13 protein-coding genes are annotated in these 14,181 nt (G+C 73.1%); 5 read left to right on the top strand and 8 right to left on the bottom strand.

The window, feature by feature from the left end:
- Nucleotides 1–59 precede the first annotated feature (59 nt).
- Nucleotides 60–1,106, bottom strand: a complete 1,047-nt coding sequence (locus tag ABZ721_RS00950; RefSeq protein WP_358786388.1) for a helix-turn-helix domain-containing protein — start codon at nt 1,104–1,106, stop codon at nt 60–62.
- Between the two features lie 19 nt (nt 1,107–1,125).
- Here ABZ721_RS00950 and ABZ721_RS00955 point away from each other — a divergent pair, with 19 nt between their 5' ends.
- On the top strand, nt 1,126–2,514 hold the full coding sequence (locus ABZ721_RS00955; protein WP_358786389.1) for an MFS transporter: 1,389 nt from the start codon (nt 1,126–1,128) through the stop codon (nt 2,512–2,514).
- Nucleotides 2,515–2,575: 61 nt separating this feature from the next.
- On the opposite strand, the gene ABZ721_RS00960 is transcribed toward ABZ721_RS00955, so the two are convergent.
- The 4 genes from ABZ721_RS00960 to ABZ721_RS00975 all read right to left on the bottom strand — a co-directional run bounded on the left by ABZ721_RS00960 (nt 2,576) and on the right by ABZ721_RS00975 (nt 8,202).
- On the bottom strand, nt 2,576–3,208 hold the full coding sequence (locus ABZ721_RS00960; RefSeq protein WP_358786390.1) for a flavin reductase family protein: 633 nt from the start codon (nt 3,206–3,208) through the stop codon (nt 2,576–2,578).
- A 106-nt stretch (nt 3,209–3,314) separates the two neighbouring features.
- Nucleotides 3,315–4,142, bottom strand: a complete 828-nt coding sequence (locus ABZ721_RS00965) for an enoyl-CoA hydratase-related protein (protein ID WP_358786391.1) — start codon at nt 4,140–4,142, stop codon at nt 3,315–3,317.
- 172 nt (nt 4,143–4,314) lie between these two features.
- Nucleotides 4,315–6,492: an acetate--CoA ligase family protein gene (locus ABZ721_RS00970; protein WP_358786392.1), complete on the bottom strand. Its 2,178-nt coding sequence runs from the start codon at nt 6,490–6,492 to the stop codon at nt 4,315–4,317.
- A 321-nt stretch (nt 6,493–6,813) separates the two neighbouring features.
- The gene (locus ABZ721_RS00975; RefSeq protein ID WP_358786393.1) at nt 6,814–8,202 is read right to left on the bottom strand and encodes an NAD(P)/FAD-dependent oxidoreductase; all 1,389 of its coding nucleotides are present in this window, start codon (nt 8,200–8,202) and stop codon (nt 6,814–6,816) included.
- Nucleotides 8,203–8,384: 182 nt separating this feature from the next.
- On the opposite strand from ABZ721_RS00975, the gene ABZ721_RS00980 reads away from it, so the two are divergent.
- The gene (locus ABZ721_RS00980; RefSeq protein ID WP_358786394.1) at nt 8,385–8,837 is read left to right on the top strand and encodes a DoxX family protein; all 453 of its coding nucleotides are present in this window, start codon (nt 8,385–8,387) and stop codon (nt 8,835–8,837) included.
- Nucleotides 8,834–9,364: a Zn-ribbon domain-containing OB-fold protein gene (locus ABZ721_RS00985; protein WP_358786395.1), complete on the top strand. Its 531-nt coding sequence runs from the start codon at nt 8,834–8,836 to the stop codon at nt 9,362–9,364. The genes ABZ721_RS00980 and ABZ721_RS00985 overlap by 4 nt, the downstream gene beginning before the upstream one ends.
- Here ABZ721_RS00985 and ABZ721_RS00990 read toward each other — a convergent pair.
- The 3 genes from ABZ721_RS00990 to ABZ721_RS01000 all read right to left on the bottom strand — a co-directional run bounded on the left by ABZ721_RS00990 (nt 9,343) and on the right by ABZ721_RS01000 (nt 12,087).
- Nucleotides 9,343–10,245, bottom strand: coding sequence for a trypsin-like serine protease (locus ABZ721_RS00990; protein ID WP_358786396.1), 903 nt, complete (start codon nt 10,243–10,245; stop codon nt 9,343–9,345). The genes ABZ721_RS00985 and ABZ721_RS00990 overlap by 22 nt on opposite strands.
- A 278-nt stretch (nt 10,246–10,523) precedes the next feature.
- Nucleotides 10,524–11,693 carry an acetyl-CoA acetyltransferase gene (locus tag ABZ721_RS00995; protein ID WP_358786397.1) on the bottom strand — a complete coding sequence of 390 codons (1,170 nt, stop codon included), beginning with the start codon at nt 11,691–11,693 and terminating at the stop codon, nt 10,524–10,526.
- Nucleotides 11,694–11,772: 79 nt separating this feature from the next.
- Nucleotides 11,773–12,087, bottom strand: coding sequence for a hypothetical protein (locus tag ABZ721_RS01000; RefSeq protein ID WP_358786398.1), 315 nt, complete (start codon nt 12,085–12,087; stop codon nt 11,773–11,775).
- 106 nt (nt 12,088–12,193) lie between these two features.
- On the opposite strand from ABZ721_RS01000, the gene ABZ721_RS01005 reads away from it, so the two are divergent.
- Both ABZ721_RS01005 and ABZ721_RS01010 read left to right on the top strand, forming a co-directional pair.
- Entirely contained in the window at nt 12,194–13,570 is a 1,377-nt protein-coding gene (locus ABZ721_RS01005; protein ID WP_358786399.1) for an acyl-CoA dehydrogenase family protein, read from the top strand.
- The gene (locus tag ABZ721_RS01010; protein WP_358786400.1) at nt 13,567–14,058 is read left to right on the top strand and encodes a nitroreductase family deazaflavin-dependent oxidoreductase; all 492 of its coding nucleotides are present in this window, start codon (nt 13,567–13,569) and stop codon (nt 14,056–14,058) included. Before ABZ721_RS01005 ends, ABZ721_RS01010 begins: the two co-directional genes overlap by 4 nt.
- Nucleotides 14,059–14,181: the final 123 nt, after the last annotated feature.

A 14,181-nucleotide genomic window follows, 5' to 3' on the forward strand; every position in this document is an offset into this window, starting at 1 on the left:
GTGCGACGGGGTTCGGGCGCCCGGATCCCCGGGGTTCGGGCGCCCGGATCCCCCGGGGTTCAGGCGCCTGGCGCCGTCTGGAAGGTGCGGCGGTAGGCGGACGGCGAGACGCCGAGCGCCGCGTGCAGGTGCTGCCGCATGGACGTCGCCGTGCCGAACCCGGCCCGGTGCGCGACCTGGTCGACGCTCAGGTCGCTGGACTCCAGCAGGTGCCGGGCGCGCTCCACGCGCTGCTGCACGAGCCACTGCCCCGGGCTGATCCCGACCTCCTCGCGGAAGCGCCGGGTGAAGGTCCGTACGCTCATCGACTCGCGCTCGGCGAGTTCGCGCAGCGTGAGCGGCTGGTCGAGGCGGCCCAGCGCCCAGGCGCGGGCGGCCGTGGTGCTGGCCAGCTGCGGTTCGGGGAGCGGGCGCTGGATGTACTGCGCCTGGCCGCCGTCGCGGTGCGGCGGGACGACGGTGCGGCGGGCGACGGCGTTCGCGATCGCGGTGCCGTGGTCGCGGCGCACGATGTGCAGGCAGAGGTCGATGCCGGAGGCGACGCCGGCGGAGGTGAGGATGTCGCCGTCGTCGATGTAGAGAACGTCGGGATCCACCCTGACCTGCGGGAAGAGCCGCTGGAAGTGGTCTGCGCTGTCCCAGTGGGTGGTGGCGGGCCGGCCGTCCAGCAGGCCGGCGGCGGCCAGCAGGTAGCTGCCCGTGCAGATCGACACGACGCGGGTGCCGGGCCTGATGCGCGCGAAGGCGTCGGCCAGCGGGCCGCTCAGCCGGCCCGAGACGTAGATGTCGTCCAGCTCGTGGGTGGCGGGCACGACGACGGTGTCGGCGGCCTCCAGGACCTCGGGTCCGTGCTCGACCAGGATCGGGAAGTCCGCGTCGGTCTGCACGAGCCCAGGCACGGCCGAGCAGGTCACGACCTCGTAGAGGTTGCGGCCCTCCTGGGTGCGGGCACCGCCGAAGATCCTGGCGGGGATCCCCAGCTCGAACGGGATCACACCGGGCATGACCAGGACCGCCACCCGGTGCCGGTCCTGGTGCCGGAACGGTCCTGCCGAGCCCCCCGTGGCGGCGCCTTGCGCCCGCGCGCCCTCGTCCGAAGTCGTCATGGCCCGATCCTTTCACATCATGGCCATCCGGCCACTCGTTCGGCTTCGACGCAGGCCCGAAGCTGATCGTGTGACGCAGACACCTCAAGCTCCCCCGCAGGATCCGATACCGGCGGTCCCTGGAACCCCTGTGCCCGCCCCGGGCCGCCGGTCCAGGGTCCACCGCGCGTGGTTCGTCGCGGCCGTCACCTTCGTGACGATCATCGGCGCGGCGGCGTTCGCCTCCCTGCCCGGTCTGCTGATCGAGCCCCTGCACGCGGAGTTCGGCTGGTCACGCGGCATGATCGGCTTCGCCGTCTCGATCAACCTCGCGCTGTACGGGCTCACCGCACCCTTCGCCGCCGCCCTGATGGACCGCTTCGGCATCCGCCGCGTCGTCGCCGCCGCGCTCACCACCATCGCGCTCGGCGCCGGCCTGACCATCGTCATGACGCAGACCTGGCAGCTGATCCTCTGCTGGGGCATCCTCGTCGGCACCGGCAGCGGGTGCATGGCGCTCGCCTTCGCCGCCACCGTCGCCAACCGGTGGTTCGTCACCCGCCGCGGGCTGGTGACCGGCCTCCTGACGGCGGCCGGTGCGGCCGGGCAGCTGGTCTTCCTGCCGCTGCTCTCCTGGATCATCGAGCAGCACGGCTGGCGCCCCGCCGCCGCGACCGTCTCCCTCTCGGCGCTGGCCGTCGTCCCGTTCGTCTGGCTGCTGCTGCGCGACCACCCGGCCGACGTCGGCCTCGCGGCCTACGGGGCGCCGGAGTTCACCCCGAAGCCGGTCCCGGTGCGCGGCGCCGCCCGGCGGGCGCTCAAGGCGCTGTCCGTCGCCGCCCGTACCGGGCCCTTCTGGCTGCTCGCCGGGTCCTTCGCGATCTGCGGAGCCTCCACGAACGGCCTGATCAGGACCCACTTCGTACCCGCCGCCCACGACCACGGGATGCCGGTCACGGCGGCCGCGTCGCTGCTCGCCGTCATCGGGATCTTCGACATCGCCGGAACCATCGCCTCCGGCTGGTTCACCGACCGCTTCGAACCGCGTCGGCTGCTCGCCGTCTACTACGGGATGCGCGGACTGTCGCTGATGTTCCTGCCCCAGCTGATGGCCGACACCGTGCACCCGCCGATGATCGTCTTCATCGTCTTCTACGGCCTGGACTGGGTCGCGACGGTCCCGCCGACGATCGCGCTCTGCCGCGAGTACTACGGCGACGACAGCGCCATCGTCTTCGGCTGGGTCCTGGCCGCGCACCAGATCGGCGCTGCCGTGGTCGCCTTCCTGGGCGGAGCGGCGCGCGACGCCCTCGGCTCCTACGACGTCGTCTGGTACAGCTCGGGCGCGCTGTGCGCGGTCGCCGCGCTGATGGTCCTGGTCATCCGGCGGGGCCGGTCGCGGGGGATCCCGGTCGCGGTGGCGGCGTGAGCCACGGGGCGGGCCGTTCCGGCGGGAGCCACGGGAGCCGCGGGAGCCGGGGGCCAGAGGGCTACTGGGCGAAGCGTCCGAAGCGTCCGCGGTAGAAGAGCAGCGGCCCGGCCTCGGGCGTGGTCCCGTCGGCGTCGGCGGGGTCCTGGCAGCCGAGCTCGTTGACCCGTCCGACGACGATCAGATGGTCGCCACCGGTGTGCACCGCGTGGATCGTGCAGTCGATCCACGCCGGTATCCCCGCCAGCCGCGGCGACCCCGTGACGGGCGCGGGCGTCCAGTCGACCCCCGCGAACTTGTCCGCCCCGCTCACGGCGAAGCCGCGACAGAGGGCGCCCTGTTCGTCGCCGAGGATGTTGACGCAGAAGACGCCGGCCCGCGCGATCTTCGGCCACGTCGTGGACGTACGCGCCACCATGAACGCGACCAGCGGAGGATCGAGCGACAGCGACGCGAACGACTGGCACGCGAACCCCGTGGGGCCGTCATCCCCAGGGGCGGTGATGACCGTCACCCCGGACGCGAACGTTCCCAGCACTTGGCGGAACGTCGCCGGATCGACCGGCGCCCGTTCGTCCGGCCCCACAGCCCGCAAATCCGGGCGCGGCAGCGGCTCCACGGGTTCCGCCGTCGTGGCGGCCCCGACCGACCTGAGGTACCGGACGGCGGTGGCCGCCATCCCTGCGTGTCCCATCACACCAACCATTGAACCTGACGGTACGTCAGATGGGAAGTGAATTCCGCCGCCGCTCTGGGTGGGGGGCCACCTGCGCGGGGGTCCGACCCGGCGTCCCGCGCCGTCAGCGGCCTGTGAAGTCGGGGGATCTGCGTTCCACGAAGCTTCGGACGCCTTCCTGGGCGTCGTGGGTCGTCATGTTGATCTCCTGGGCGGTTGCCTCCGCTGCGAAGGCCGTCGAACGGTCGCTGTCCAGTGAGGCGTTGACGAGGTGCTTGGTCAGGGCGATGGAACGGGTCGGGCCGGTGGCGAGGCGTTCGGCCCAGGCGCGGGCGGTCTTCTCCAGGTCGTCGGCGGGGACGACGCGGTTGACGAGGCCGAGGCGTTCGGCGGCGGGGGCCGGGAGGTCGTCGCCGAAGAACATCAGCTCCTTCGCCTTCTGCGGGCCGATGAGCCGCGGCAGCAGATACGCGCCGCCTCCGTCGGGCACCAGCCCGCGACGGGCGAAGACCTCGATGAACTTCGCGCGGTCGGAGGCGAGGACCAGGTCGCAGGCGAAGGCCAGGTGCGCGCCGATGCCGGCCGCGGTGCCGTTTACCGCGGCGATGACCGGCTTCTCGCAGTCCAGGACGGCGGAGATGAGGCGCTGCGCGCCGCGCCGGATCGTGCGGGCGACATCGCCCGCGACGCGCTCGCCGGGTGCGGCCGCGCCGCCGCTGAGGTCGGCTCCCGCGCAGAACGCGCGGCCGGTCGCGGTGATCACGACGGCCCGGACGGCGGGGTCCGCGGAGGCCTCGTCGAGCAGCGCGATGACGCGTTCGCGCTGGTCCCAGGTGACGGCGTTCATCGCTTCCGGGCGGTTGAGAGTGATCCACGTCACGCCGTTGTCAGTGGCGTGGAGTACCAATGAATCGACCGGATCAACGGAATCGTCACGGGGGGTTGGCGTCATGGGCAAGGGGCTCCTAGCTGTGCGGAAGGCCGCGCGCGCGGTGGTGGGCGGCGTGCGGATCACGGGGTGGGACGGCGGGCGGGCCCGGCCGCCGAGCGGGTCGTCACGGCCGCACGGCCCGTGCCCGCCGGGTCCCGGCGGGGGCGCGGGCCCGGCGGGCCGCGCGAGCCGTTCAGCGGCAGATCGCGAGGGCGTCGAGCGCCACCGCTCCCTGCCCGCGCGGCAGCACCATCAGCGGGTTGATGTCGAGTTCGGAGAGGTCGCCGCCGAGCTCCATCGCCATCCGCTGCACGCGCATGACGACGTCGACGAGCGCGTCGACATCGGCCGGCGGGGCCCCTCTGACCCCTTCCAGGAGCCGGTGGCCGCGCAGTTCGCCGAGCATGTCGCGGGCCATGTCCTCGCCGAAGGGGGGCACGCGTACGGCGGCGTCGGCGAGGATCTCGACGAGGACCCCGCCGAGGCCGACGGTGACGGTCGGGCCGAAGAGCGGGTCGTGGGTGACGCCGACGACCATCTCGACGCCGCGCTCGACCATCTGGCAGACGAGGATGCCGTCCAGGTCCACGCCCTCGTAGCGGGCGATGTCGGTCAGGTCGCGATAGGCGTCGCGGACCTGGCTGGCGGAGGTCAGGCCGATCTTGACCAGGCCGAGTTCGGTCTTGTGGCCGAGCTGGGCGCCGGACGCTTTCATGACGACGGGGTAGCCGACCAGGCCCGCGGCGCGGACGGCGCCGGCCGCGCTGGTGACCAGCTGCTCGCGCGGCACGCGGATCCCGTACGCGCGCAGCATCTGCTTCGCCGCGTGCTCGCTGAGCTGGTGGCCCGCGCGCATCAGTGCCTGCGCCTTGCGGGCGGAGGAGGAGCGGGTACGGGGGGCCTCGTCGAAGGGCGAGCGGTAGGCGGCGGCGAAGCGGTGGTGGTCGAGGTAGGACTTGACGGCGCTGACGCAGTTGCCGAAGGTGCGGAAGGTCGCGAGCCGGGACGAGCCGAGGAGGGTGGTGCGATAGGCGTCCTCGGTGCCGAGCGGCGAGCCCCACACCACGCACACCAGCTTGTCGGTGCTCTCCGCCGCGTCGGTCAGATCCTGCGCGAGCTTGTCGCTCATGGGTGGGAACGGGCCGGTGATCGGACAGATGAGCACGCCGACGGACGGATCGGCGAGGATCGCGTCGATGATCTTCCGGCCGCGCCAGTCGCCCACCGGGTGGCCGCCGTTGTCGATCGGGTTCGCGACGTTGAGGTAGTCGGGGATCCACTGGTGGAGCTCGGCCTGCTTCGCGTCGGACAGAATCGGGATGTCGAGTCCCGCGGCGGTGGCGAGGTCCGAGAAGTGGGCGCCGGTACCGCCGGATATGGAGTAGACGGCCACGCCGTCGGCCGTGGGCGGCTTGGCGCGCGCCAGCAGGGCCGCCGTGTCCTGGAGCTGGTCGAGTCCGTCGACGCGGATGACGCCGAACTGCCGGAGGGCCGCGTCGACGACGGCGTCGGAGCCGGTCAGTTTGCCGGTGTGGGAGGCGGCCATGCGGGCGCCGGTCTCGGTGCGGCCGACCTTCACCATCACCACGGGCACCTTGTTGCGGGCCGCGCGGTCGGCGGCGAGGGTGAACGAGCGGCCGTCCCGGAGCCCTTCCACATACGCGGCGATGGCCCCGACCTCGGGCTGCTCGGAGAAGTACGAGATGAAGTCGGCGGTCTCGAGGTCCGCCTCGTTGCCGGTGGGTGCCCAGTGGCTGATCCGGATGCCCAGTTCCTGCAGCGTGTAGAGGGGCCGGCCCTGGTGGCCGGACTGGGTGATCAGGGCGATGGCGGGCCCGGTCAGGTCCTCGCGGAACTTCTCGAAGGCGTTGAGGTTGGTGTTCGGACCGAGCAGCCTCATGCCGGAGGCCGCGACGACCTCGGCGAGACGGGCCTGCGCGGCGGCGCCCTCCTCGCCGGTCTCGGCGAATCCGGAGGCGAAGGCGACGGCGAACCGGACCTTGGCCTCGCCCAACTGCTCGATGACGGGAAGGGGGTCGCCGACGAGGAGCACCGCGAGGTCCACGGTCTCCGGCAGATCCGCCACCGAGGCATAGCAGGGCAGGTCGAAGACGGTCTCGCGGCCGGGGTTGACCGGGAAGAGCCGGGCCCCCACCCGCTGGGACCAGGCGATCAGCTGTCTGGTGATGCCGGTGTTCGGGCGTCCTTCGGTGTCGGACGCCCCGACCACGGCCACGGTCTCCGGCCGGAAGAACCGGTCGAGGTCCGGGACGGTGTTGTGCAGCGGGCGGCCGCCGACGTCGGTGTCGGACGCGCCGCGTGCGGCGGGCCCGGGGCCGGGGCTACGGGTGCTGTATGTCGATCCAAGCATCGGTCTCGCCCGCTCCTGCTCGAAGGTATACAGAACTGACGCATAGTCAGATTACTGAACTGACGACGTGTCAGGAACAGTTCGGGCATGTGAAAGATGTGAAGGAGGCCGACAGGGCCGATATTCAGGGCGTTTGAGCGGGGTGAGGCCATGCCGACGGCCCCTGCCGGCAACTTCTTTGGCCGAAACGGACCGGGCGGGGTCCGGGGGAAGTCCGGGCAGAGGTCCGGCAGAGATTGGGCAGAGTCCGGGGGATGAGGGGAGGAATATGGATGAATGCGGGTGAGGCGGGCGGGGTGGGCGAGACGGACAGGGCGATGGTCACGCCCGCCGGGAGGCCCGGGACGTCTGGGAGGCCCGGGACGTCTGGGAGGTCCGCGGCGGCTGGGGGGTCCGGGACGCTCGGGAGGTCCGGGCGGCCGCGTGGGCGATGCGCCGGGCGTCGATGGCGAGCTCGCGGAACATGCCGCTGATGGGATTGGTGAAGCCGGTGAAGTAGAGGCCGGGAGCGCCGGGCGGGGTGTGCGGGCCGTGTACGAGGGGGCGGCCGTCGCCGTCGAGGACGCCCAGGTGGCCGACGAGGGGTTCGAGGCCGCGCCGGTAGCCCGTGGCGGCGATGACGACCTCCGGGCTGATGCGTGAACCGTCGGCCAGCACGACCTTGTCGCCGTTGAAGCTCTCCACGGCGGCGACGGGCTCCACCCGTCGCGCCCGGATCGCGTCGATGAGGCCGACGTCCTGCACCGGGATGGCACCGTCGTCGCGGACGCGGGAGTAGAGGCCGGTGGTGGGGCGGGCGAGCCCGTAGGCGGACAGGTCGGGGACGCTGAGGCGCTCCACGTGCGGGGCGATGCGGTCGACCAGCCCGGTCGGCAGGCGGCGGCAGAGGATGCCGGTGGCCTGGGCGGGCCAGCCGGCGGTGGTGCGGCGCAGGATGTGCGGCGGCGTCCGGACGGCGATCCGCACGCGGGCGGCGCCCCCTTCGATGAGGTCGACGGCGATCTCGGCGCCGGTGTTGCCGACGCCGACGATCAGGACGTCGCGGCCCGCGTAGGGCTCGGCGTTGCGGTAGTGGGCGGCGTGCAGCAGCTCGCCGGGGAAGCTCTCGCGGCCGGGCCAGTCCGGGACGTGGGGCACGTGGTTGGTGCCGGTGGCGACCACGACGACGGGGGCGGTGAGCAGGCGCCCGCCGGTGGCGGGCAGCTGCCACGTACCGCCGCCGCCCTTGGCGCCGCGTCTGCGGAACCCCGCCTTGCCGCTCGCGCCGACACGCGAATCGCCCGCGCCACCCGGCCCGCCCACCCCACCCGAGCTGTCGACGTGGTCGACGCGGTCGATCCGGGAGACCTCGATGCCGGTGGCGACGTCGATCCGGTGATGCTCCGCGTACCCCTCCAGGTAGCGGATGACGTCGTCGCGGCCGACCCAGCGTCCGTACGCGCGCGGGATGGGAAGGCCGGGCAGGCCGGACAGCCGTCGCGTGGTGTGCAGATGGAGCCGGTCGTAGTGGCCGCGCCAGGACGAGGCGACCGCGTCCGACCGCTCCAGTACGAGCGTGCGCACGCCGCGCCGGCTCAGCGCCGCCGCCGCGGCGAGGCCGCCGGGCCCCGCGCCGATGACGATCGCGTCGGGGGTCGCGGTGGGCAGGGCGCCCGCGGAGGTCGCGGCGGACGCCGCCGACGGGACGGAGGGGGTGGGGCGGTCGACCATGGTGGCTCCCGGGGTGTGTCGGAGTGGCTGTCGGAGGGACGTACCGGAAGGCGACGGTGGCGCGGGAGCGAGAGTAGTCCCGGAAGCGATCAATCCGAGGGCGTTTGCCCCCGGACCCTTGCGCTAGGCGGCCTCCATCCGCTGAACTGACGTACCGTCAGATGAGACGAAGGAGGCCTGCGATGCAGACGATCTGGCTCACCGGAGCCGAATGGCTCGCGGTGCTGCGCATAGGCCTCGGGCTGTGGTGGCTGGAGAGCTGGCGGCACAAGGACAAGAAGGGCTGGTTCGAGCGGGGAACGGGCATCGCCTGGGCGAAGAGCGTCGCGGACAAGCACCGCTGGGGCGCGGTGAAGGGCGGCTTCGCCGCCGTCGTCGCGCCACGGCCCAAGCTGATGGCGTACGTCGTCGTGTACGCCGAGCTGGCGCTCGGGCTGGGGTTGACGTTCGGCCTGCTGACGCCCGTGGCCCTCGTGGGCGGGCTGCTCCTCAACCTGCTCTACCTGGTCCTGATGATCCATGACTGGGCCGAGCAGGGCCAGAACGCGATGATGGCGCTGATATCGCTCGTCGCCCTCTTCACCATGAGCTGGCAGGCGTGGTCGCTCGACAACCTGTGGGGGCTCTTCCTGTGACGGCGCAGCGCTTCGACCTCCCCGACATCGACGCCTTCACCCGCCCGTACTGGGACGCGGCCGCCGACGGGCGCCTGCTGATCCGGCGCTGCGCGGCCTGCGGGGCGGCGCACCACTACCCGCGGGAGTTCTGCCCGTCCTGCTGGAGCGAGGACGTCGCCTGGGAGCAGGCGAGCGGCCGCGCCACGCTCTACACCTGGTCGGTCGTCCACCTCAACGACCTGCCGCCCTTCGGCACCCGGGTCCCGTACGTCGCCGCGGTCGTCGACCTCGCCGAGGGTCCGCGGATGATGACGGAGGTCGTCGACTGCGAGGAGTCGGACCTGCGGATCGGTATGGAGCTGCATGTTCGTTTCCGCAGGGACGAGGCCCATCGTGAGACCGCCGACCCCGGCGCCGCTCCCGAGGTTCCGGCCGTCGCGGTCTTCGCCCCCGGCGAAGCCCGCCGGTCCGGGCCGTCGGGGAGGTCCGGGCCGTCTGGGCGGTCGGGGCTGTCGCGCGACGATCAGCCGCCGGCCGTTCCGTAGAGCGCGAAGAGGGCGTCCTCGAAGAGCGGGCTGTACGAGACGCTGTCGTCCGGACCGCCGCCGTCCAGGCCGCCCACCAGGCCGATGACCTTCCCCGTCCGCGTCCTCGGGTCGTAATCCAGCAGCCAGGGGCTGCCGGACGTGCCGTCGTAGTAGCCGCCGCAGTCCATCTGCAGCTGGCGCAGGCCGGACAGCCGGGAGGTGGCGGTCGTGCAGCTGATCGGGCGGCCCGTCGGGTCGAAGGCCTCGACGGGGTAGCCGATCACGGTGACCTTGTTGATCCACCCGGGCGTCCGGGCCAGGACGTTGGCGCCGGTGACGTCCTCGATGCCCTTGCCCCGGTCGTTCCGCTTCACCCGCGCGAAGGCGAAGTCGTAGTCGGACCCGGTGTCGACATCGTCCCACCGGGGGTCGGTGAAGACCTGGTCGACGGCCCAGGTGCCGTACGGCTGCACCTTCGCGCCCTTGACGTAGTCGGGGACGAAGACGACGTCCGTGCCCGCACCGCAGTGCGCGGCGGTCAGCAGCAGGCTGCGGGACGGGCTGTGCACCACGCTCGCCGAGCAGAAGTGGGCGTCGGCCGAAGCGTCGACGGAGAAGAGCACGCCGACGGTCGGGATGCCGCTGATGTGGCGGGCGGCGCCCGCCGGGGCGATGGTGGTGCTGACGTTCGCGTTGGGGGCGGGTAGTTCCTCCGGCCCGACCGGGGCGGACTGCGGCATGGCGTTCGCCATCCGCTCCGGGGTCCAGAACCGGGCCGCGGCCTGGTTCGTCCAGCCCTGCCGGCTTTCCGGCTGCGAGTCGGCGGTCCACGGCATCCACAGCGCGGCGGCGGTCAGCACGAGAGTGCAGGCCAGGGGCAGGGCGAACCGCTCGACCACGCGACACCCCTCTCCGGACCACCCGCGGATCCACCGACCCGGCCAGGGTACCCAGGCGCCCGGCGGACGGCCGTTGCCAGCCTCTCCCGGACCCTCGCGCCCCTCGCGCCCCTCGCGTCCATCGCCCCCTCCCCGATCCCTCGCGCCCCTCCCGGCCTGCTCGGATCGGCGCGGCCCCGCTCAGCGCAGGCGCGGCTCGGCCCAGGCGCGGCTCCGCTCGCCCCCTCCCGGGCTCCACTCGGACTCGCGCGGCTCCGCTCAGCCCCGCTCAGCTCCGCTCAGCCCCGTTCGAGGATCACCGTGCCCGAGGAGCAGAACCAGCCGCCCGTGCCGGAGGCGATCGCCAGGCGGGGGAGGTGGCCGCCGGGCTTGCGGACCTGGCGTTCGCCCGCCTCGCCGCGCAGTTGCCGGACGGCCTCGATGAGCAGGAACAGGCCGCGCATCCCGGGGTGGCAGGCGGAGAGGCCGCCGCCGTCGGTGTTGACCGGCAGATCGCCGTCGATCGTGAGCCGGCCCTTCTCGACGAAGGCGCCGCCCTCGCCCCTGGCGCAGAAGCCGAGGTCCTCCAGCGTCACGAGCGTCATGTACGTGAAGGCGTCGTAGATCTCGGCGAGGTCGATGTCGGCGGGGGCCACACCGGCGCGCTCGAACGCGATGCGGCCCGAGACCGCCGCCGGGGAGACCGTGAAGTCCTCCCACTCGGACATCGTGGTGTGCGAGACCGAGGTGCCCGAGCCGAGGATCCAGACGGGGGTCTTGGCCGTGTCCCGCACGTACTCCTCGGCGGCCAGCAGCACCGCGCCGCCCCCGTCGGAGCGGATGCAGCAGTGCAGCTTGGTGAACGGGTCGGCGATCATCGGCCCGGACAGCACCTCGTCCACGGTGATCGGGGTGCGGTACATCGCGTCGGGGTTGCGGGCGGCGTTGGCGCGGGCCTGCACGGCGACCTCGGCGAGCTGCTCCAGCGTCGTGCCGTACTGGTGCATGTGGCGGCGGGCGGCCATCGCGTACTTGGAGATCAGGGTGTGGCCGTACGGGACCTCGAACTGCAGCGGCCCGCGGGCGCCGAAGGAGAGGTTGGCGGTGCGCCGCTTCGCCTTGATGTCGGCGCGCGCGGTGGAGCCGTAGACGAGCAGCACGGCGTTGGCGTGGCCGGCGGCTATCGCCTCGGCGGCGTGCGCGGCCATGACCTCCCAGGTGGAGCCGCCCACCGCGGTGGAATCCACCCAGGTGGGACGCAGGCCGAGGTACTCGGCGACCTCGACCGGCGCGAGGATGCCGAGGCCGGCCGAGGCGAGGCCGTCGACAACCGATCGGTCGAGCCCGGAGTCGGCCAGCGCCCGGCGGGCGGCCTGGGCGTGCAGGGCGTACGGGGTGGCGTCGTCGACCCGTCCGCAGTCGGACAGCGCGACGCCGACGACGGCGACCTTACGAGCAGCAGCGGCCATAAATCTGACGGTACATCAGATTCGGCGCCACCGAACAGGGGAGGCGACCACCAGGGCGGCGGGGGGTCTGCCGACCGGCTCAACGCCTCTTGCGCAGCTGGGCGGCCGCCGATGACATCTGCGTCAGCGCGACGAGCGCGAGCAGCACGTAGAGCACCCGCTGGAAGCCCGAGATGTGGCTCATCCAGAACTGCGCGCTGATCCACAGGACCAGCAGTACGGCCCAGACCCCGACATAGACCTTGAGCTGCGTCGTGGACGAGTCGGGGCCGGGGGAGAGGAAGCGCAGGGTGCTGCCGCGCGGGCGCTGCGGCTTCGGCTGCGGGGCGCCGCCGCCCCCGCCTGCGTTGTGACCGGAATCTCGGCGGGGCTGCTGGCTGGGGTTCTGGCTCATGTCGGACATCATGCCCGGTCGGGAATGGGTGCTCCCCGGCCCTGTGCATCTGGACCGCCGCTCCCTAAGATGACGCACCGTCAGATCAGCCGTGAGGAGCCCGCCGATGGATGCCGCGTTCACCGAGGAGCAGGACGAGATCCGGCGCACCCTGCGCGAGGTGCTGCAGAAACGTTGCGGGCCGGACGATGTCAAAGCCGCCGTCGGCACCCCCGCGGGATACGACGAGCCCCTGTGGCGCCGGCTCGCCGAGCAGCTCGGCCTGCCGGGGCTCGGGCTGCCGACGGAGTACGGGGGCGCCGGCTGCGGACCGACGGAACTGGTGCTGGCCTGCGAGGAGGCGGGCCGCACGCTCCTGCCGTCCCCCCTGCTCAGCACCGCGGTGCTGGCCGCACCGCTCATCGCCGACCTCGGCACCGAGCAGCAGCGCGCCGACCTGCTGCCCAGGATCGCCACCGGCGCCGTCACGGTGGCGCTCGCGCTGCCGGGCGGGCTCGGCACGGCCCTGGGCCTGACGGGGCCGAACGACGGCAGCTGGGCGGGCGGCGGCCGCGCCGGCGGCATCCAGGCCCGCCGGGAGCCGGACGGGCCCGGCTGGCGGCTCTACGGGCAGGCCGACCAGGTGCTCGACGGGCACAGCGCGGGCCTGCTGCTCGTCGCCGCCCACGCGGGCGGCTACGCGGCCGCCCGCACCCGGCTCTTCCTCGTCGAGGGGGACGCGGCCGGTGTCGTGCGCACCCGCCTCACCGCGCTCGACGAGACCCGCCCCGAGGCCCGGATCGAGCTGCGCGACGTCGTCGCCGTGCCGCTCGGCGGCGACGAGGCGGCCGACCCGGGGCCCGCGCTCGCCCGGGCAGGTGAACTCGCCGCCGCGGCGCTCGCGGCGGAGGCGGTCGGCGCCGCGGACCAGGCGCTGACCTCGACCGTGGAATACGTGCAGGTCAGGGAGCAGTTCGGACGTCCTGTCGGCTCCTTCCAGGCCGTCAAGCACCGGCTCGCCGACCTCTACGTCCAGGTGCAGGCGGCACGCTCCGCCGCCTATTACGCCGCCTGGGCGGCCGCCGCCTCCGAGGGCGAACTGCCGGTCGCCGGACCGCTCGCGCTCGCGCAGGCGCTGGAGGCGCTGCGCGCGGTCGCGGGCGAGGCGATCCAGCTGCACGGCGGCGTCGGGTTCACCTGGGAGCACCACGCGCACCTCTACTTCAAGCGCGCCGCGTCCGACGAGCTGCTCTTCGGCCCGGTCCACCTGCTGCGCGCCCGGGCCGCCGACCGGGCGGGGCTGTTCGGCCCGGCGGCACCGATGGCTGCCGCGCCCGCCGCACCTGCCCGAACGGCTCCGGACGCGCTCGCCGCGCCCGCACGAACAGCTCCGGACGCGCCCGCCGCAACCGAAACGCCCGCGCCCGTCCCGCCCGCCGCACCCGAAACACCCGTGCCCACCGCACCCGCCACCGCCACCGCCACCGCCGGGAGCGCGGCATGAAGAAGTCGCTGATGGAGCGTTCGAAGCCGCTTGTGCAGAAGGTGTCGTCCACGCGCGGCTTCGCGAAGGTCGCGCCGTACGTCGTCCCGGCCATGGACAAGGTCGTGCACCGCCTGACGAAGGGAAAGGTGCTGCTCAGCGCCCAGATGCTGCCCGGCGTCGTCCTGACGGCCACGGGTGCGAAGAGCGGGCAGCCCCGCCGTACGCCGTTGGCGTGCATGCCCGAGGAGGGCGGCACGTTCATCGTGATCGGGAGCAACTTCGGGCGCACCGACCACCCCGCCTGGACCGGCAATCTGATCCGGCATCCGGACGCGGAGATCAACTGGAAGGGGAAGGACCTGCTCGTCGTCGCGCGGCTCCTCGAGGGACCCGAGCGTGAAGCGGCCTGGACGGCGGTGCTGAGGTTCTGGCCGCCCTACGCGTCCTACGCGGCACGCGTGGACCGGCAGATACGGCTCTTCCGCCTCGTACCGCGCGCCGAGTAGAGGCGAGCGCGAAGGCTCCGCGCACGAGAAGGCTCCGCGCACGAGAAGGCTCCGCGCACGAGAAGGCTCCGCGCACGAGAAGGCTCCGCGCACGAGAAGGCTCCGCGCACGAGAAGGCTCCGG

This window comes from Streptomyces sp. NPDC006733, assembly GCF_040636125.1.
Classification (GTDB): domain Bacteria; phylum Actinomycetota; class Actinomycetes; order Streptomycetales; family Streptomycetaceae; genus Actinacidiphila.

What these genes read in the sequence shown, in the direction of transcription:
- ABZ721_RS00950 (WP_358786388.1), bottom strand. Translation starts at nt 1,106, where the DNA reads ATGACGACTTCGGACGAGGGCGCGCGGGCGCAAGGCGCCGCCACGGGG.
- ABZ721_RS00955 (WP_358786389.1), top strand. Translation starts at nt 1,126, where the DNA reads ATGGCCATCCGGCCACTCGTTCGGCTTCGACGCAGGCCCGAAGCTGAT.
- ABZ721_RS00960 (WP_358786390.1), bottom strand. Translation starts at nt 3,208, where the DNA reads ATGGGACACGCAGGGATGGCGGCCACCGCCGTCCGGTACCTCAGGTCG.
- ABZ721_RS00965 (WP_358786391.1), bottom strand. Translation starts at nt 4,142, where the DNA reads ATGACGCCAACCCCCCGTGACGATTCCGTTGATCCGGTCGATTCATTG.
- ABZ721_RS00970 (WP_358786392.1), bottom strand. Translation starts at nt 6,492, where the DNA reads ATGCTTGGATCGACATACAGCACCCGTAGCCCCGGCCCCGGGCCCGCC.
- ABZ721_RS00975 (WP_358786393.1), bottom strand. Translation starts at nt 8,202, where the DNA reads ATGGTCGACCGCCCCACCCCCTCCGTCCCGTCGGCGGCGTCCGCCGCG.
- ABZ721_RS00980 (WP_358786394.1), top strand. Translation starts at nt 8,385, where the DNA reads ATGCAGACGATCTGGCTCACCGGAGCCGAATGGCTCGCGGTGCTGCGC.
- ABZ721_RS00995 (WP_358786397.1), bottom strand. Translation starts at nt 11,693, where the DNA reads ATGGCCGCTGCTGCTCGTAAGGTCGCCGTCGTCGGCGTCGCGCTGTCC.
- ABZ721_RS01000 (WP_358786398.1), bottom strand. Translation starts at nt 12,087, where the DNA reads ATGAGCCAGAACCCCAGCCAGCAGCCCCGCCGAGATTCCGGTCACAAC.
- ABZ721_RS01005 (WP_358786399.1), top strand. Translation starts at nt 12,194, where the DNA reads ATGGATGCCGCGTTCACCGAGGAGCAGGACGAGATCCGGCGCACCCTG.
- ABZ721_RS01010 (WP_358786400.1), top strand. Translation starts at nt 13,567, where the DNA reads ATGAAGAAGTCGCTGATGGAGCGTTCGAAGCCGCTTGTGCAGAAGGTG.